A 17,131-nucleotide genomic window follows, 5' to 3' on the forward strand; every position below is an offset into this window, starting at 1 on the left:
AGGACGCTGATCGGCCAGGACGATGGATGAAGTCCCCACTCGTCGTCCTGACAGGAGCACTGCCCCGTGACCACCACCCCTTTCGCCGCCCGCGCCACCGCCGTGGCCGCGCGCGCCACGGATCTTTCCAAGGTGTACGGACAGGGTGAGACCCAGGTGGTCGCCCTGGATCACGTCTCCGTCGACTTCGGGCAGGGCGAGTTCACCGCGATCATGGGCCCCTCGGGCTCGGGCAAGTCGACCCTGATGCACTGCGTCGCCGGCCTGGACAGCTTCAGCTCCGGTTCCGTGCGCATCGGTGAGACCGAGCTGTCCACGCTCAAGGACAAGCAGCTCACCAAGCTCCGCCGGGACAAGATCGGCTTCATCTTCCAGGCGTTCAACCTGCTGCCGACGCTGACCGCCCTGGAGAACATCACGCTCCCCATGGACATCGCGGGCCGCAAGCCGGACAAGCGGTGGCTGGAGCAGGTCATCGAGATGGTCGGCCTCTCCGGGCGCCTCAGCCACCGGCCCACCGAGCTCTCCGGCGGCCAGCAGCAGCGCGTGGCCGTGGCCCGCGCGCTCGCCTCCCAGCCGGAGATCATCTTCGGTGACGAGCCGACCGGCAACCTCGACTCGCGCTCCGGCGCGGAGGTCCTCGGCTTCCTCCGCAACTCCGTGCGCGATCTCGGACAGACCGTCGTGATGGTCACCCACGACCCGGTCGCCGCGTCGTACGCGGACCGCGTGATCTTCCTGGCGGACGGGCGCGTGGTCGACGAGATGCACCGGCCCACGGCGGACGGGGTGCTCGACCGCATGAAGCACTTCGACGCGAAGGGCAGGACCAGCTAGGCGCCGGTCGCCCTCTCTTCGACTGCGGACCGTCGTGGCTGGTCGCGCCCACGCGGCGGAGCCGCATATGTCACAGTCCCGCGCCCCTGACGGGGCACTCCGCCGCCCCTCCCTTTGCACCAGGACTCACACCCATGTTCCGTACCGCCCTGCGCAACGTGCTCACGCACAAGGCCAGGCTGTTGATGACCGTGCTCGCCGTCATGCTCGGCGTCGCCTTCGTCTCCGGCACCCTGGTCTTCACCGACACCTTCGGCAACGCCTACAAGAACAAGTCGGCGAAGAGCTTCGACCACGTCTCCGTCGCCATCACGTCCGACAGCACCTACTCCGGTGACGACAGCGGCCACGGCCCCAAGCAGAAGCCCGAGCTCACCGACTCCCTCCTGAAGAAGGCCGACGGGCTGCCCGGCGCCGGTTCCGTGCTCGGCTCCGTCTCCGGCTTCACCGCGCTCGCCGACAAGGACGGCAAGCTGGTGGGCGGCGAGTGGGGCACCACCGGCGCCAACTACTTCCCGGGCAAGGACGGCAAGGACCCGCGCTACGACTTCACCGAGGGCGCCGCCCCGAAGTCCGCCGGTGACATAGCGCTCGACTCCCGCACCGCCGGCCGCACCGGCTACAAGGTGGGTGACTCCGTCCGCTACTCCACCGACGGCCCGGTGCGTACCGCGAAGGTCAGCGGCATCTTCGACACCGACGAGGGCAGTGTCGTCGCGGGCGGCAGCCTGGTCGTCTTCGACAACAAGACCGCGCTCAAGGCGCTCAACAAGAACCAGTACGACGAGATCGACGTGAAGGCGGCCCCGGGCACCTCCGAGGCGGCCCTGAACAGCGCGGTCGAGAAGATCCTGCCCAAGGACTCCTCGACGATGACGGGCGGCGAGCTCAAGGCCCAGCAGGACGACATGATCGAGAGGCAGACCAGCTCGATGAGCCAGGTCCTGCTGATCTTCGCGGGCATCGCGCTCTTCGTCGGCATCTTCATCATCGCCAACACCTTCACCATGCTGGTCGCCCAGCGCACCAAGGAGCTCGCGCTCATGCGGGCCGTCGGTGCCTCGCGCCGCCAGGTGACGCGCTCGGTGCTGATCGAGGCGTTCCTCGTCGGCATGATCGCCGCCGTGAGCGGTTTCGCGCTCGGCATCGGCGTGGCCGTGGGCCTGGAGTCCCTGATGAACTCCGCCGGCGCCTCGCTGCCCGACGGACCGCTCGTCATCGCCCCGACCACGATCGTCGTGGCGCTGCTCATCGGCGTGGTCGTGACCATGCTGGCCGCGTGGCTGCCGGGCCGCCGCGCCGCGCGGATTCCGCCGGTCGCCGCGATGAACAGCGTCCACGCGACGCCGACCGTACGGGGCCTCGTGGTCCGCAACACCATCGGTTCGGTCATCGTCGCGCTCGGCGCGGTGATGCTCTTCATGAAGGACAACTACGTGAAGTCGGGCGGCGCGGCCGTCATGCTCGTCGGCGTCATCGTCCTCACGCCGCTGCTGTCCCGGCCGTTCATCGCCGCGTCGGCGCCGCTCCTGAAGCCGTTCGGCGTCACCGGCAAGCTGTCGCGCCTCAACTCGGTGCGCAACCCGCGCCGTACGGCCTCCACGGCCGCGGCCCTGATGATCGGGCTGACCCTCATCACGGCGATGACCGTGGTCGCCACCTCGATGAGCACCGCCATCAACAAGATGGCCGCCGGCGCCATGAAGGCCGACTACAGCGTCTCGATGGCGAACTTCCAGCCGCTGACCCCCGAGGTCCGCGAGAAGCTGGACAAGCTCCCGGACGTCGAGGCGACCACCCCGCTGCGCAGCACCTACGGCGAGGTCGACGGCGGCTACGTCTCCATCTCCGGCGTCGACCCGAAGACCTTCGGCAAGCTGGTCGGCCTGGACTTCACCAGCGGCTCGGTGGAGGGCCTGAAGTCCGGCGGCGCGCTCGTCGACACGGACACCGCCAAGGAGAAGGGCCTCAAGGCGGGCGACACCTTCCCGCTGAAGTTCGACGACGACGGCAAGAAGGTCGAGCTGAAGGTCGCGGGTGTCTATGAGGGCAACGAGATGCTCAACGGCCTCTTCGCGCCGACCTCCGCCGTCGACCCGCATCTGACCAAGGTCGTCGACAAGCAGGTCCTCGTGAAGATGAAGGGCGGCACCTCCGGCAAGGCCGAGGACACCATCGTCGATGCCCTGGGCGACAACCCCGCCATCACCATCCAGGACAAGGACGCGATCAGCAACCAGGTGGCCGGCGCCATCAACATGATGCTGAACATGCTCTACGGCCTGCTCGCCATGGCCGTCCTGATCGCGGTGCTCGGCGTCATCAACACCCTCGCGATGTCGGTCTTCGAGCGGAAGCACGAGATCGGCATGTTGCGGGCGATCGGCCTGGACCGCGCGAAGGTCAAGCAGATGGTGCGCCTGGAGGCGGTCATCATCTCCCTGTTCGGCGCGGTGCTCGGCATCGGTCTCGGCCTCTTCATGGGCTGGGTCGCGGGCGGCACCATCTCGAACAGCGTCTCCACGTACTCCATGGAGATCCCGCTCGGCCGGATCGTGATCTTCCTCGGGATCGCGGCCCTGGTCGGTGTCCTCGCGGCGATGTGGCCGGCCCGCAGCGCGGCGAAGCTGAACCCGCTGATGGCCATCAAGAGCGAGTAGCGCTCCGCTCGGCAGTACGGAAAAGGGCCCCGGACAAGGAACCTCGTCCGGGGCCCTTCGGCTTGCCCCGCGTGTCGCCGCTGCGCGGCTCGTCCTCAAACGCCGGACGGGCTGAGACGGTCAGCCGCGCCAGTCCCTCGTCCGCAGGCTCAGGCCCGACGCTCCGGTCTCCGGGGTCTTCACCGCGAGGACCTGGTTGACGCCGATGCGGTTGTGTTCGAAGGCGAGCGCGGAGGCGGCCATGTAGAGGCGCCAGATGCGGGCGCGGCCGGGCGAGGTGAGCCGCTGCCCCTCCGTCCAGCGCGCCTCCAGGCTGGCGACCCAGCGGCGCAGGGTGAGGGCGTAGTGCTCGCGGATGGACTCCAGGTCGCGGACCTCGAACCCGGCCTTCTCCAGGAGTGCGACCGTGCTGCCCACGGGTGCCAGCTCCCCGTCGGGGAAGACGTACGCGTCGATGAACTCGTCCACGGAGTACGCCGACTCGTCGGCCTGCGGGCGGCGCGCGATCTGGTGGTTGAGGAGCCGTCCGCCGGGCTTGAGGAGGGCGTACAGGTCGTTGGCGTACTCCAAGTAGCGTTCGCTGCCGACGTGTTCGGCCATGCCGATGGAGCTGATGGCGTCGTACGGACCGTCGCGCACGTCACGGTAGTCCTGGACGCGGATCTCGATCCGGTCCGTCAGGCCCTCCCCGGCCACCCGCTTCCTGGCGTAGGCGGCCTGTTCCTGGGAGAGGGTGACGCCGATGACGCTCACGCCGTACTCGCGGGCCGCGTGGATGGCCATGGAGCCCCAGCCGCAGCCGACGTCGAGGAGCCGCATGCCGGGCTTCAGGCCGAGCTTGCGGCAGACGAGTCCGAGCTTGTCGCGCTGGGCGTCCTCCAGGGTGCCGTCGGGCGACTCCCAGTAGGCGCACGAGTAGACCATCGACGGGCCGAGCACCAGCTCGTAGAAGTCGTTGCCGACGTCGTAGTGGTGGCTGATGGCGCGGCGGTCGCTGCCCTTGGTGTGGAGGTGGAGACGGCCGTGTCTGCGCATCTCCTCCGGTGGCGGGGCGGGCGGCAGGAAGGGCGCGGAGAGGGCGAGCAGGGAGCGGACCGCGGCGCGGACCTCCGGGTCGCGCAGGGACTGCCGCAGGCTCCTGGCGTTGTCGTCGCGCTCCCAGATGAACTCCGCCAGCGCGTCCAGGACCTGGTACAGGTCCCCGTCGACGTCCAGGTCGCCGGCGACCCAGGCGCGGGCGAGGCCCAGCTCGCCCGGCTTCCACAGGAGGTGGCGCAGGGCCCGGCGGTTGCGTACGACAAGGGCGGGGGCGGTCGGCGGGCCCGCCTCCGACCCGTCCCAGGCGCGGATACGTACCGGCAGCGGGGCTCCCACGAGCTGCTCGGCGAGGGTCTTCAGCCGCTGTGCGGCGTCCTGCATGGCGCACACCTCCGTGGATGGGGCATCCCTTTGTTGTGACAATGAGGGAAAATCCCGGAACGGTCCAACACCACGTAAACACCGGAGGGCCCCGGACGCAGTCCCGTTGCCGCATCACGGTACGGCAAAATAGATGCCCCTGGCATCTAGTTTCTCGCGGGTGCGCCGCCGGGTACGCCGAAGGGGCCGCCCGCACCACGGATGGCAGGCGGCCCCTTCGGGGTGGATCAGTGACGCGAGGTCAGGAGGCCTTCGCCCGCTCCTCGGTCTTCGCCGCGGGAGCCGGCTCGGCGGCGACCGCGGGCTTCGGGGCGGGCTTGGCCGCCTCGTAGAACTCCTCGCGCGGAGTCTCCATGGCGCCCAGGGAGACGACCTCGCGCTTGAGGAACATGCCAAGCGTCCAGTCCGCGAAGACGCGGATCTTGCGGTTGAACGTCGGCATCGCCATGCCGTGGTACCCGCGGTGCATGTACCAGGCGAGACGGCCCTTGAGCTTGATCTTTATCTTGCCCATGACGATCATCGCGACGCCCTTGTGCAGGCCGAGACCGGCGACCGCACCCTTGTTGGCGTGGCTGTACTCCTTCTGCGGGAAGCCCCGCATGCCGGAGATCACGTTGTCGCCGAGGACCTTCGCCTGCCGCAGCGCGTGCTGGGCGTTCGGCGGGCACCAGGCGTTCTCGTTGCCGGCCTTGCGGCCGACGACGTCCGGCACCTGGGCGTTGTCGCCCGCGGCCCAGATGTAGTCCGTGCCCTGCACCTGGAGCGTCGTCTGGGTGTCCACGTGACCGCGCGGGCCGAGCGGCAGACCGAAGCGGGACAGCGCCGGGTTCGGCTTGACGCCCGCGGTCCACACGATGGTGTTGGAGTCGACCTCGAGGCCGTTGTTCAGGACCACGTGACCGTCCACGCAGGAGTCCATGCCGGTCTTGAGGTAGACCTCGACACCGCGGCCCTCGAGGTGCTCCTTGCCGTACTGGCCGAGCTTCGGGCCGACCTCGGGGAGGATCTTGTCCGCGACGTCGACGAGCACGAAGCGCATGTCCTCGCGCTTCACGTTGTTGTAGTACTTGGCCGCGTCGCGGGCCATGTCCTCGACCTCACCGACGGTCTCCGCACCCGCGAAGCCGCCACCGACGAAGACGAAGGTCAGCGCCTTGCGGCGGACCTCCTCGTCGGTCGTGGAGTCAGCCTTGTCGAGCTGCTCGAGGACGTGGTTGCGCAGGCCGATGGCCTCCTCGATGCCCTTCATGCCGATGCCCTGCTCGGCGAGACCGGGGATCGGGAAGGTGCGGGAGACCGCGCCCATCGCGATGACCAGGTAGTCGAAAGGCAGCTCGTACGCCTCGCCGACGAGCGGCGCGATCGTGGCGACCTTGCGGTCCTGGTCGATGGTGGTGACCCGGCCGGTGAGGACCTCGGCCCTCGGCAGTACGCGTCGCAGCGGTACGACGACGTGCCGAGGCGAGATGCTGCCGGCGGCGGCTTCGGGGAGGAAAGGCTGGTAGGTCATGTACGACCGGGGGTCGACGACCGTGACGGTCGCCTCTCCGAAGCGCATCTTCTTGAGGATGCGCCGAGCTGCGTACAGGCCTACGTACCCACCGCCTACTACGAGGATCCTGGGACGCTCCGTGGTGCTCATGCCATCGAGTATCCACCCGCCCGGCGGGGGTCGCTCGTGCGCCCCTTCACAAGCATGCGGAGGCCCTCTGCTACACTTCGCCGCCCACGTGACCGAGGTCATGGTGCCCGAGGGGAACCAGGACGCCACGCGAGTCGTTGTCCACCCCTTGTGAGCTGCGCTCCGAGGCCTCCCGCCGAGCGATCCGCCACCCCGAGACACGCTCCGGTCACACCCGCGAAGCACTCCGGTCACACGCTCCACGAGCCGCGGCGACCCCTTTCGGAGGCCCAGCACTCCCGAACCTCGCCCATCAGGGCCTTTTTCCTTGTGAAGAACTTCACGAACTTTCCCGACGGACTGTCGCCGGAGCATCTTCCAACCCCCCTGGCGACCGCTCAGACGCTACAGGAGGCGCTCAAGCGATAGCGAAGCCGATCCCGTCGAGGACGCCCCCTATCGACACGTGGCGGGCACTTCGGTGCGTGGCCCGCTTCCCCCGCCACGTGATGACACGGTCCAGAGAAAACGACTCATGGCAATGCCAGAGCCCTCAGCTGCGCACTCAGGCGACAGCCTGCTCGATGGCCTCGAAGATGTCCGCGTCGGTCTGCTGCTGCCATTCCGGAAGCTCGGGCCAGTCAGCCACGTAGCCCGGCTTGGGGTCCTCGAAGTGCTTGAACATCTGCGCCGTCCATGCGGTCGCCACGAACCGGCTCTTTTGCTCACGGCTGAGACGCGAGGCGTGGCCTCCGCTGAGTTCGAGGAACTGCCGCACCTGCTCGTACACCGCGCCCGCGGCCTGCCGCTCCCACTCCGGCGTTTCGTCCCAGGGGGTCACATAGCCCGGCTTCGGCTCACCTGGGAAGTGCTTCCGCACACCCGCGATCCATGATTCGCGGAACAGGCGGGCACCCTCGGTCTGCGACACGGCAACCCCTCTCGTCACGTGGTGCTCAATGCGGCAATCTCGGCGCCCAGCGCAGCAACGCGGGAGTCAGCGAGTGCGCCGATCTCAGCTTGTAAACCCTTGAGTCTACGGGCGACGTACCCGGACGAAGATTGCCGGGCGAGGCGTAGCGCCTCGGTGCCGTACGCGACGACCTGCTCAGGATCACGGCGCTTGGCCCCGATCGCGGCGAGGTCCGCGAGGACGACGCCGCGGCGACGGAACGATTGCCCGCGAGCGAGCGGCGCTTGCTTGAGGGCGGTGTTCAGCGCGTCCTCGGCCTTGTCGAGCGCACCTAGTTGGACGTACCGGGCTCCGCGTTCCTCGGCGAGACGTGAGCCGTCGAATCGCAGCCATCCGCCATTGTGGGCCTGATCGCCGAGGTGCAGTACTTCCTCGGCCGCGTCGAGGGCACGCTCGCATTCGGTGAGGTGGCCCAAGCCGGCGTGTGCCTCGGCCTGCACGGCAGCGACCCACTGCCGGGTGGAAAGTGCGCTGTCGCCGCGCTTGGCAACGCGCTCGGCGACGGACAGCAGTCCGACGGCCTCGGGGTATTGGCCGCTCGCCACTTCGACGTACGCGTGCCGGACCAGGGCGCAGGCCCAGAGGTCGAATGCGCCGGCTTCCTTGCTCGCCGTCGCCGCGAGTGCGTAGGAGGCGGCGGCGTCCGTGTGCCGGTTGCCGTCGAACGCCAGCTCGCCGGCGAGCTGGAAGAGGTCCCCGGCCGCCATGCACAACGGGCCGAGGGTGGGGCGGGCGGCGAGCGTGTTGTTGAGCGCGCCGAGTTGGTCGCTGACGACTGCCTGGACAGACCGTTTCGAGCGTGCGAGTTGGTAGACCTGCCAGAGGTGGTCATTCATGCGCAGGAAGCCGGCCGCGTCCTCCCGCTCCGCGTCAGCGGCGATGGCCTCGGCTTCTTCGTCGGACAGCGCGGCAAGCGCGCCTGCCACCGCGATGGCGCGCAAGAACTCGCGTCGGATCATGTCGTCATCCCCTGGGCAATGGTCGTCGTACGACGGCGACCCCGCCGACACCTTCAGGGGTGCGGTTGATCCCTTGATCAGGGCATCGAGCGTGGCGAGGTCAACGAGTAACAGCTCTGCCAACTTGGGCCGTTGCTCCGGTTGAGGCTCGGTTTCCCCTCGCTCCCAGCGGCCGACCGTTGTGCGGTCGACGCCAAGTTCGGCGGCTAGTTTCTCTTGACTGTAGCCCACAGTCTTTCGCCGTTTTCCCAGGCTCATGTGGACTTCCTTTCTCCGTCGAACCCTTGCGGCGCCTCACAACGCAGCCATGCATCCGATGTGCGACAAGACTGCCGCATCGATGCCGTGGCCGCGCCCCCATACGGAGCGGTTCCCTTGAAGGAGTCATTCCGGCTAGCGCCGGGCCAGATAGAAGGACAGGGCCGACGGATGAACCTCGACAGATGGATCACACGAACCACATCTCACGCACGTGCTCAACCCGCGGCCCCTCACGTCCTCCTATTACGAGGGCGCCCCCAGGCACCCACAGATGCCCGTCACTTCGTACGCGACTACCTCGCCGCGGATGCGCCGGAGGTTACCGGCGCATACCTCGACGATGTCGTCCTGATCGTCAGCGAGCTGGTCACGAACGCCGTGCGTCACGGCTCGACCCCCGGCGCGTTCCTGCGCCTGATGGTCGACGCCGACGACCACAGGACCCGCATTGAGGTGCACGACCCGTCACAGCGTCACCCCCACGTGCACTCGGCCACTTCGCAGGAGGACCACGGGCGCGGCCTGGCCATCGTCGACATCCTGTGCCCCGCCAGTTGGGGCGTGACCGACACCGCGGGCGGCAAGGCCGTATGGGCCGAAGTGAAGGCGCCATGACCTCACCCGGCACCACCCCTGACCCGCTACTCCATCCCTCCGCCCGGAGTTGCACCCTCACAAGGGAAATGAGTCCATGGAACAGTTCGAGCGCGCCCGACTAGACGCCTACTTCGCGCGCATCGTCGACGCCTTCGCCCCGACCGAGCGTCCGTCGTCCTTCCTGATCACGCATCTGCTCCCCGAGCGCCCCGCATTCGTCGGCGCAGTAGGAAAGAGCACCGATCTACGGGCCGTGCTGCCCAAACCGAAATCCATCGACCCCGCCACGCTCCGCGAGGTCGAGCAGACGACGGCATGTGACCCCCTGTCGCGCGACCTGTTCGAGGACCCCGATGCGGCGGTCGAATACATCGAGTCGCGTGCCCCCGGCGAGGACATCGCCCTGCTCGACGTCGGCGGATACTTCGCCCCCTCGCTCGACGCGCTGTGCGACCGCTTCTCGGGGCGCATCCTCGGCGTCGTCGAGGACACGGAGAACGGCCACAAGCGCTACGCCGATCGCGACAAGTTGCCCTGCCCCGTCGTCTCGGTCGCCCGCTCCCCGCTCAAGGATCCCGAGGACTACCTCGTTGGGCAGTCCGTCGTGTTCTCGGCCGAGGCACTGATGCGCGGTCGCGGCGACATCCTGCACGGCCGGTCCGCGCTGGTGATCGGCTTCGGCAAGCTCGGCTCTTCCATCGCCCGCCTGCTGCACGCCAAGGGCGTACAGGTCACCGTGCACGACGTCGACCCGGTACGGCAGACACAAGCACTCTCACAGGGCTTCAACGTAGCGCGGGACCGAGACACGGCCCTGCGCGGCGCGGGCCTGGTCCTGTGCGCGACCGGCGCGGTGTCGCTGCGCGGCGAGGACTTTTCCAGCCTGCGCAACGGCGCCTACGTCGCGACCGTGACCTCGTCCGAGGACGAACTCGACCTCGCAGCGCTCCCGCGGGTTTACCAGCGAGCACCTCAGGGCGAGCACGTGACCCGGTACTCGACGACGGGCCACTACTTCTACCTGCTCAACGGAGGGAACGCGGTCAACTTCCTGCACGGCGCCTCCGTAGGGCCGTTCATCTTCCTCGTACAGGCCGAGATTCTCGCCGGAGTCCGCAGGCTCACCCGCGGTGACCTCGGACCCGGTATGTACGAGGTGGGCGCCGACGATCGGGCGACCATCGCGGCGACGTGGCTCAGCTACTTCAACCGATAGAAGACAGGAGCATCCCCCATGCCGATCACGGCACAGCACGTGCGCGAGACGGTCGACGCCTACCTCGCCGAGCACCCGGACGAGAAAGACAGCCTCTCCGCACTCGTCGAAACCATCGACCAAGCGGGCGACATGATTGCCTCACGCAAGGAATTCCGCGGCCACGTCACGGCCGGCGCCGCCCTGCTCCGCCCCGACGGCCGTGTACTCACCATCGAGCACCGCACGCTGCGTAAGTGGCTGCTGCCGGGCGGCCACGTGGAGGACAGCGACACGACGCTCGTCGATGCCGCGCTGCGCGAGCTGCACGAAGAGGCAGGCATCGCCCCCGAGCGCGTCGAGCCCGACAGCGGCCTGCCTCTCCACATCGACGTGCACTCGATCCCGGCCAACCCGGGCAAGGGCGAACCCCAACATCTGCACTTCGACTTCCGGTACCTGTTCCGGACCACGGTCGACCTGGTTGAGCTACAAGAGGAAGAGGTCACGGCTTACTCGTGGCAGTTCGCCGACGCCTTGTCGGCCGAACCGCTGCGCTCGCGCGTGATGGACGCCACAAGGTAGCTCCCACCGCCCATACAGCAAGGCCCCCGGCAACCGCTCAGACGCTACAGGAAGCGCTCAGGCGTACACCTGAGCGCCCCTCGAACCTCACCTCAGGCCAGAGACCACGCGATGCCGTCGAGGATGTCGTGTTCGCTGACGACGACCTCGCGGGCCCCGACCCTGTCCATGATCGCGAGCAGGACGAGCGCGCCCGCCGCGATGACGTCGACGCGGCCCGGGTGCATCACCGGGATCGCGGCGCGCTCGTCGTGCGTGGCGTGCGTGAGGCGGTCCACGATGGTGCTGACCTGCTCGTACGAGATGCGGGCGTGGTGGATCGCCCGGGAGTCGTACGTGTCGAGGCCGAGCGCGATCGCGGCGACCGTGGTCACCGAGCCCGCCAGGCCGACCAGCGTGCGGGCCTCCTTGAGCGGGACCGTGCGCTCGGCGAGGTCCAGGGCCGCCTCGACGTCGGCGCGGATCGCGTCCAGCTGCTCCGGCGCCGGCGGGTCGGTGACCACTCCGTCGCGTACGAGGTGGCGCTCGGTCATGCGGACGCAGCCGACGTCGACCGAGCGGGCGGCCCGCACGTGGTCCGTGCCGACGACGAACTCCGTGGAGCCGCCGCCGATGTCCACGACCAGGTAGGGCGTGGCGAGGTCGGCACGGCCCGTCAGTTCCTTCGTGGCGCCCGTGAAGGAGAACTCGGCCTCCTGGTCGCCGCTGATGACCTCCGGCTCGACGCCCAGGATGTCCAGGACGCCCCGCACGAACTCGTCGCGGTTCTCGGCGTCGCGGGAGGCGGAGGTGGCGACGAAGCGGACGCGTTCCGCGCCGTGCTCCTTGATGACGGCGGCGTACTCGCGGCAGGCGGCGAACGTGCGGTCCAGCGCCTCGGGAGCGAGGCGGCCCGTCCTGTCGACGCCCTGGCCGAGCCGGACGATCGTCATCCGCCGGTCCAGGTCGACCAGTTCGCCGGTGGCCGGGTCGGCGTCCGCCACCAGGAGGCGGATCGAGTTCGTGCCGCAGTCGACGGCGGCGACCCTGGTCATGCGGTCTCCTCCCCGGCGGGCGCGCACGGCGTGACGCACGGGCCCTTCGCCCACCACTCCGGGAGCATCTCGATGGCCTCGTCGCCCAGCGGGTTCACGCCGGGGCCCGCGGCCAGCGAGTGGCCGACCAGGACGTGCAGGCACTTCACGCGGTCCGGCATGCCGCCCGCGCTCGGAAAGCCCTCCAGGACCTCGATGGCGTCACGGCGCGCGATGTAGTCCTCGTGCGCGGCGCGGTACTGCTTCGCCAGCTCCTCGTCCGTCTTCAGCCGCTCCGACATCTCCTTCATGACGCCGTTGGCCTCGAGCGTGCCGATCGCGGAGGCGGCCCGCGGGCACGTCAGGTAGTACGTCGTCGGGAAGGGCGTCCCGTCCGGGAGGCGCGGCGCCGTCTCGACGACATCCGGCTGTCCGCAGGGGCAGCGGTGCGCGATGGCCCGCAGGCCGCGCGGCGGGCGGCCGAGCTGCTGCTTGAATGCCTCGACGTCGGCGTCGGTGGGCTCGGTGCGGTCGGTGGTGGGCGGGGGCGTTTCCATGCCTGTCTTTCGCTCGGTTCGCTACGAGGGGTTCGCCACGAGAGGGCGTGCTGACGTCAGTCGTCGGGGCGGTCGGCCTTGTCGACGCCGTCCCAGACGTTCGAGTACCAGGGGCGCGTGGCCGCTCCCTGGTCCGTGCGGCGGCTCTTCGCCGCCGCGGGGTCGATCACCGTGAATCCGGTCTCGCCCGGCATCACGTAGTGCAGGCGGTCCCGGACGCGCTGCTCCGCGTACGCGTCGTCCTGCCAGCGGGCCTTCTCGTCGCGCAGCTTCTCGACGTCCGCCCGGTGTTCGGCCTGCTGCCGGCGCAGGTCGTCGATCTCGGCGCGCTGCGAGACGTACTGCCTCATCGGGTAGGCGAGCGCGACGACCAGCGAGCAGAGGACGAGCGCGAGGAGCGCGGCGCGGCCGGTGAGCCGGGAGCGGCGGGCCTGGCGCTTGGTCTGGGAGCGGTAGACGCGCTCCGCGGTCTGCTCGCCGAGCAGGCGCAGGCGGGTCGCGGTGGAGAACCGGTCCTTGGTCCCGGCCTTGGCCATGGTTCCGCCTCCCCAGAGCAGCGTAAACGTGCGTACGTCCCCGCACACGGTACGGGACCGGGTGCGGGGACGTAGGTAACCACGTGGCTACGAGGACGGGGCCTCGCGGCGCCGACTACTCCGCGGAGCGGAAGCGCGGGAAGGCGCTGCGACCGGCGTAGACGGCCGCGTCGTCGAGGATCTCCTCGATGCGCAGGAGCTGGTTGTACTTGGCGACGCGCTCGGAGCGGGCCGGGGCGCCGGTCTTGATCTGGCCGCAGTTGGTGGCGACGGCGAGGTCGGCGATGGTGACGTCCTCGGTCTCACCGGAGCGGTGGGACATCATGCACTTGAAGCCGTTGCGCTGGGCCATCTCGACGGCGTCAAGGGTCTCGGTCAGCGAGCCGATCTGGTTGACCTTGACGAGCAGGGCGTTGGCCGAGTTCTCCTCGATGCCGCGGGCCAGGCGCTCCGGGTTGGTGACGAACAGGTCGTCGCCCACGAGCTGCACCTTGTCGCCGAGCTTCTCGGTGATGGTGTTCCAGCCGGCCCAGTCGTCCTCGAACAGCGGGTCCTCGATGGAGACCAGCGGGTACGAGGCGACGAGCTCCGCGTAGTACTCGGTCATCTCGGCGGCCGAGCGGCTCTTGCCCTCGAACTCGTAGCTGCCGTCCTTGTAGAACTCGGACGCGGCGACGTCGAGGGCGAGCGCGATCTGCTCGCCGGGGACGTAACCGGCCTCCTTGATGGCCTCGAGGATGAGGTCGAGGGCGGCGCGGTTGGAGTCGAGGTTCGGGGCGAAGCCGCCCTCGTCGCCGAGGCCGGTGGCCAGGCCCTTGCTCTTCAGGACCTTCTTCAGCGTGTGGTAGACCTCGGTGCCCCAGCGCAGCGCCTCGGAGAAGGACTCCGCGCCGATCGGGGCGATCATGAACTCCTGGATGTCGACGTTCGAGTCGGCGTGCGACCCGCCGTTCAGGATGTTCATCATCGGGACGGGCAGCAGGTGCGCGTTCGGGCCGCCGAGGTAGCGGAACAGCGGCAGGTCGCTGGCCTCGGAGGCGGCGTGCGCGACGGCGAGCGAGACGCCGAGGATGGCGTTGGCGCCGAGCGAGGCCTTGTTGTCGGTGGCGTCCAGGTCGAACATGGCCTGGTCGATCAGGCGCTGCTCGGTGGCGTCGTAGCCGACGAGCTCCGGGCCGATCTGCTCGATGACGGCGAGGACGGCCTTCTCGACACCCTTGCCCTGGTAACGGTTGGGGTCACCGTCACGGAGTTCGATGGCCTCGAAAGCACCGGTGGAGGCACCGGACGGAACGGCGGCACGACCGGTGCTGCCGTCGTCGAGGCCGACCTCGACCTCGACCGTGGGGTTGCCTCGGGAGTCCAGGATTTCCCGGGCTACGACGACGTCGATGGACGGCACGAGCATCTCCTTCTGGGAGTGTGACGCGTAAACACGATTACGCCGGGCCGCTTCGGCCCTGCGTCTCCTGAGCCTAACCGGCCCGGAGGCTTCGGCCAGCCGACCGCCCGCCCCCTGGGACGGCACAAGGCCCAAATGGCGCGGAATCCGGGCGTAAGACCGTGTTGGTCACGTTTTCTACTCGCTAGTAGCGAACACCGGGGACTGCCGCGGGGCGGACATGGCCCCGCCCCGGTGCGTACGGGGGATACACGCACCGGGGCGGGGAGCCCGTGGGGACGGGGACGGCCGTGCGTCCGCCGAGGCACGGCCGCGACCGGGGGCCTAGCTGAGGTGCAGCTGCTGGCCCGGGTAGATGAAGTCGGCGTTGTCGATGATGTCGCCGTTGAGCTTGTAGACCTTCTGCCAGCCGCCCTTGACGTCGTGCGACTCGGCGATCTTCGACAGGGTGTCGCCCGTCTTGACCTTGTACTCGCCGTCGCCCTTCTCGACCTTCTTGCCGGTCGGGGTCTCGACGGTCTTCTTGGTCTCGGTCTGCGGCGTCGGCTGCGGCTTGGGAGCGGCCGGCTTCGGCGCGGCCTGCTGCTGCGGAGCGGCCTGCTGCTGCGTCTGCTGCGGCTGCGGCTTGCTCTGCTGCTGCGGAGCCTGCTCCTGCGAGCCGCCGCCGCTGCTGGGCGAGGCGCCCGAGAGGCCGACGCCACAGGACGGCCAGGCGCCCTTGCCCTGGCCGGCGAGGACCTTCTCGGCGATCTCGATCTGCTGGGCCTTGGAGGCCTTGTCGGCGGTCGGCGCGTACTTCGTACCGCCGTACGCGGCCCAGGTGGAGGCGGAGAACTGCACGCCACCGTAGTAACCGTTGCCGGTGTTGATGGACCAGTTGCCACCGGACTCGCACTGGGCGACGGCGTCCCACTCGGACGTGGTGGCGGCGGAGGCCGAGCCGGCCGCCATCAGCGGGGCGGCGACGGCGGCGCCGGTCACGCCGACGAGCGTGGCGACACGGGTGGCCTTGGACGGGCGGCGGTGCTTGCCCTTGCCGGAAAGCAGCATGAGTTGATCCCCTACACCGACGCCTGCGAGGTGAGCTGTCGGGTTCGGGCCGATGTGGTTGCCCGGTCGCTCTCTCACGAGTGCGACTTCACCCCTAGCCGTTTCCGGCACTTACCTTGGGTCCCCCGCTCCTGCCCACGGCGCTCTTGAGCGACGACTGTTCCCGTCCGGCCGTTGGCAGGATTCGGCGTACCGACCGGCGGGGCCCACCAGTGGCGAGCGGTCACGACCGTAGACACCCGACCCACTGAATTTCAAAGACGATCAGGGCTTCTGAGACCCATCTCTCACTCGCGCCAAACCGGACATCAGGTGCCAAGTCCCCCGCAGACGCATCGTCAATTTCCGTTACTTTTCGCCCAGATCGAGGCTCTGACCGGGGAGGATGAGGTCCGGGTCGCCTCCGACGGTCTTCTTGTTCTCGCTGTAGAGCTCGTGCCAGCCACCGTCGACCCCGAGGTCGTCCGCGATGACCGAGAGGTTGTCTCCGGAGCGCACCGTGTACGTCCCGTCGGCGACCTTCTCGGTGCGCTCACCGCCGCGCGAGGCGTGCCGTCCCGGACGGTCGCCGGAGCTGTCGCCCTCGTCCGCGCGGTCGCCGCGGTGGCGGCCTGAGGAACCGTCGGACTTCGCGGCGTCGTCCGCCGGGTCGGTCGACTTCTCGGGCGTGGGCGAAGTGGCGCCGTCGTCGCCGGACTTGCCGGACTCGCCCTTGCCGTCGGCCTTTTCGGCGTCGTCCTTGCCGCTTTCCTTGCTGCCCTTACCGCCCTTGTCGTCCTTTTCGCCGGACTCGTCGTGATTCTTGTCTCGTGCGTCCCCGCCGGAGGGCTTCTCCGAATCGGCGGAGTCCGAGGCCTCGTCGGAGGCTCCGCCGGACGACTTGTCCGTCTCCTCAGGGCTCTTGGAGTCCTTGGAGTCCTTGGAACCCTCAGAAGCCTTGGAGTCGGTCGAGTCGGGCGACTCGGGCGACTCGGGCGACTCGGGCGACTCGGAGGGCGTGGGCGCGATCGGGCCGCCCGGGTCGACGTCGGCCGCGGCGCCGTCCTGGGTGAGTCCGGCGATCGGGGCACAGCTCGGCCAGGCCGCGGTGCCCTTGTCGTCGAGGATCTTCTCCGCGACGGCGATCTGCTGCGAACGGCTGGCCTGGTCGGCGCTGGTCGCGTAGTCGAGGCCGCCGTACGCCTCCCACGTCTCCTGGGAGAGCTGGAGCCCTCCGTAGTAGCCGTTGCCGGGGTTGGCGCTCCACGCGCCGCCGCTCTCGCACTGGGCGAGCTTCTCCCACGTGGTGGTCTCGGCGGCGCTCGCGCCGGTGGCGCCGAGCAGCGGGATGGCGATGGCTGATCCGGTGACTCCTGCCGCGACGATGAGGGCCGGGGCCTGGCGGGGGCGTCGGTGACGACCATTGCCGGAGAGCATGCGGGTGCCTTTCAGGAGACTGCAGCGACGACTTGGACGCCTGGGGC

The 17,131-nt window shown here is 69.1% G+C and carries 15 protein-coding genes and 1 riboswitch; of the genes, 5 read left to right on the top strand and 10 right to left on the bottom strand.

The window, feature by feature from the left end; all coding sequences use genetic code 11:
• Positions 1 to 66: 66 nt before the first annotated feature.
• Complete coding sequence (locus AB0N81_RS33930; RefSeq protein WP_365365236.1) at positions 67 to 837, top strand: ABC transporter ATP-binding protein; 771 nt, start codon at positions 67 to 69, stop codon at positions 835 to 837.
• A gap of 134 nt (positions 838 to 971) precedes the next feature.
• Positions 972 to 3,497 carry an FtsX-like permease family protein gene (locus tag AB0N81_RS33935; RefSeq protein WP_365365238.1) on the top strand — a complete coding sequence of 842 codons (2,526 nt, stop codon included), beginning with the start codon at positions 972 to 974 and terminating at the stop codon, positions 3,495 to 3,497.
• Between the two features lie 120 nt (positions 3,498 to 3,617).
• Here AB0N81_RS33935 and AB0N81_RS33940 read toward each other — a convergent pair whose 3' ends face one another.
• From AB0N81_RS33940 to AB0N81_RS33955, 4 genes are all read right to left on the bottom strand, one after another.
• On the bottom strand, positions 3,618 to 4,916 hold the full coding sequence (locus tag AB0N81_RS33940; protein WP_365365240.1) for a cyclopropane-fatty-acyl-phospholipid synthase family protein: 1,299 nt from the start codon (positions 4,914 to 4,916) through the stop codon (positions 3,618 to 3,620).
• Between the two features lie 241 nt (positions 4,917 to 5,157).
• Positions 5,158 to 6,561 carry an NAD(P)/FAD-dependent oxidoreductase gene (locus AB0N81_RS33945; protein WP_365365242.1) on the bottom strand — a complete coding sequence of 468 codons (1,404 nt, stop codon included), beginning with the start codon at positions 6,559 to 6,561 and terminating at the stop codon, positions 5,158 to 5,160.
• A gap of 544 nt (positions 6,562 to 7,105) precedes the next feature.
• Positions 7,106 to 7,471 carry a hypothetical protein gene (locus AB0N81_RS33950; RefSeq protein WP_365365244.1) on the bottom strand — a complete coding sequence of 122 codons (366 nt, stop codon included), beginning with the start codon at positions 7,469 to 7,471 and terminating at the stop codon, positions 7,106 to 7,108.
• A 14-nt stretch (positions 7,472 to 7,485) separates the two neighbouring features.
• Positions 7,486 to 8,730 (bottom strand): helix-turn-helix transcriptional regulator, encoded by a 1,245-nt coding sequence (locus AB0N81_RS33955; RefSeq protein WP_365365246.1) that lies wholly within the window; start codon positions 8,728 to 8,730, stop codon positions 7,486 to 7,488.
• A gap of 171 nt (positions 8,731 to 8,901) precedes the next feature.
• Between AB0N81_RS33955 and AB0N81_RS33960 the strand changes: the two genes are divergently transcribed.
• From AB0N81_RS33960 to AB0N81_RS33970, 3 genes are all read left to right on the top strand, one after another.
• Entirely contained in the window at positions 8,902 to 9,348 is a 447-nt protein-coding gene (locus AB0N81_RS33960; protein ID WP_365365248.1) for an ATP-binding protein, read from the top strand.
• Positions 9,349 to 9,424: 76 nt separating this feature from the next.
• The gene (locus AB0N81_RS33965; protein ID WP_365365250.1) at positions 9,425 to 10,546 is read left to right on the top strand and encodes an adenosylhomocysteinase; all 1,122 of its coding nucleotides are present in this window, start codon (positions 9,425 to 9,427) and stop codon (positions 10,544 to 10,546) included.
• An 18-nt stretch (positions 10,547 to 10,564) separates the two neighbouring features.
• Positions 10,565 to 11,110 (top strand): NUDIX domain-containing protein, encoded by a 546-nt coding sequence (locus tag AB0N81_RS33970; RefSeq protein WP_365365252.1) that lies wholly within the window; start codon positions 10,565 to 10,567, stop codon positions 11,108 to 11,110.
• Between the two features lie 92 nt (positions 11,111 to 11,202).
• Here the strand turns inward: AB0N81_RS33970 and AB0N81_RS33975 are convergent, their stop codons facing one another.
• The 6 genes from AB0N81_RS33975 to AB0N81_RS34000 form a co-directional block, all read right to left on the bottom strand.
• The gene (locus AB0N81_RS33975) at positions 11,203 to 12,144 is read right to left on the bottom strand and encodes a Ppx/GppA phosphatase family protein (RefSeq protein ID WP_365365254.1); all 942 of its coding nucleotides are present in this window, start codon (positions 12,142 to 12,144) and stop codon (positions 11,203 to 11,205) included.
• Positions 12,141 to 12,680: a DUF501 domain-containing protein gene (locus tag AB0N81_RS33980; protein ID WP_365365256.1), complete on the bottom strand. Its 540-nt coding sequence runs from the start codon at positions 12,678 to 12,680 to the stop codon at positions 12,141 to 12,143. Before AB0N81_RS33980 ends, AB0N81_RS33975 begins: the two co-directional genes overlap by 4 nt.
• A gap of 56 nt (positions 12,681 to 12,736) precedes the next feature.
• Positions 12,737 to 13,216 carry a septum formation initiator family protein gene (locus AB0N81_RS33985; protein WP_365365258.1) on the bottom strand — a complete coding sequence of 160 codons (480 nt, stop codon included), beginning with the start codon at positions 13,214 to 13,216 and terminating at the stop codon, positions 12,737 to 12,739.
• A 115-nt stretch (positions 13,217 to 13,331) separates the two neighbouring features.
• Positions 13,332 to 14,618: a phosphopyruvate hydratase gene (gene eno / locus AB0N81_RS33990; RefSeq protein ID WP_365365259.1), complete on the bottom strand. Its 1,287-nt coding sequence runs from the start codon at positions 14,616 to 14,618 to the stop codon at positions 13,332 to 13,334.
• Between the two features lie 324 nt (positions 14,619 to 14,942).
• Positions 14,943 to 15,668, bottom strand: coding sequence for a transglycosylase family protein (locus tag AB0N81_RS33995; protein WP_365365261.1), 726 nt, complete (start codon positions 15,666 to 15,668; stop codon positions 14,943 to 14,945).
• Between the two features lie 4 nt (positions 15,669 to 15,672).
• Positions 15,673 to 15,821: riboswitch (cyclic di-AMP (ydaO/yuaA leader) on the bottom strand.
• A 195-nt stretch (positions 15,822 to 16,016) separates the two neighbouring features.
• Positions 16,017 to 17,084, bottom strand: a complete 1,068-nt coding sequence (locus AB0N81_RS34000; RefSeq protein WP_365365263.1) for a transglycosylase family protein — start codon at positions 17,082 to 17,084, stop codon at positions 16,017 to 16,019.
• Positions 17,085 to 17,131 lie beyond the last annotated feature (47 nt).

The organism is Streptomyces sp. NPDC093510, from assembly GCF_040683555.1.
In the GTDB taxonomy this organism is placed as follows: Bacteria; Actinomycetota; Actinomycetes; order Streptomycetales; family Streptomycetaceae; genus Streptomyces.

Excerpts from the sequence above, each read along its gene's own strand:
- AB0N81_RS33935 (WP_365365238.1), top strand. The coding sequence starts at position 972 with ATGTTCCGTACCGCCCTGCGCAACGTGCTCACGCACAAGGCCAGGCTG.
- AB0N81_RS33940 (WP_365365240.1), bottom strand. The coding sequence starts at position 4,916 with ATGCAGGACGCCGCACAGCGGCTGAAGACCCTCGCCGAGCAGCTCGTG.
- AB0N81_RS33945 (WP_365365242.1), bottom strand. The coding sequence starts at position 6,561 with ATGAGCACCACGGAGCGTCCCAGGATCCTCGTAGTAGGCGGTGGGTAC.
- AB0N81_RS33955 (WP_365365246.1), bottom strand. The coding sequence starts at position 8,730 with ATGAGCCTGGGAAAACGGCGAAAGACTGTGGGCTACAGTCAAGAGAAA.
- AB0N81_RS33960 (WP_365365248.1), top strand. The coding sequence starts at position 8,902 with ATGAACCTCGACAGATGGATCACACGAACCACATCTCACGCACGTGCT.
- AB0N81_RS33965 (WP_365365250.1), top strand. The coding sequence starts at position 9,425 with ATGGAACAGTTCGAGCGCGCCCGACTAGACGCCTACTTCGCGCGCATC.
- AB0N81_RS33970 (WP_365365252.1), top strand. The coding sequence starts at position 10,565 with ATGCCGATCACGGCACAGCACGTGCGCGAGACGGTCGACGCCTACCTC.
- AB0N81_RS33975 (WP_365365254.1), bottom strand. The coding sequence starts at position 12,144 with ATGACCAGGGTCGCCGCCGTCGACTGCGGCACGAACTCGATCCGCCTC.
- AB0N81_RS33980 (WP_365365256.1), bottom strand. The coding sequence starts at position 12,680 with ATGGAAACGCCCCCGCCCACCACCGACCGCACCGAGCCCACCGACGCC.
- AB0N81_RS33985 (WP_365365258.1), bottom strand. The coding sequence starts at position 13,216 with ATGGCCAAGGCCGGGACCAAGGACCGGTTCTCCACCGCGACCCGCCTG.
- AB0N81_RS33995 (WP_365365261.1), bottom strand. The coding sequence starts at position 15,668 with ATGCTGCTTTCCGGCAAGGGCAAGCACCGCCGCCCGTCCAAGGCCACC.
- AB0N81_RS34000 (WP_365365263.1), bottom strand. The coding sequence starts at position 17,084 with ATGCTCTCCGGCAATGGTCGTCACCGACGCCCCCGCCAGGCCCCGGCC.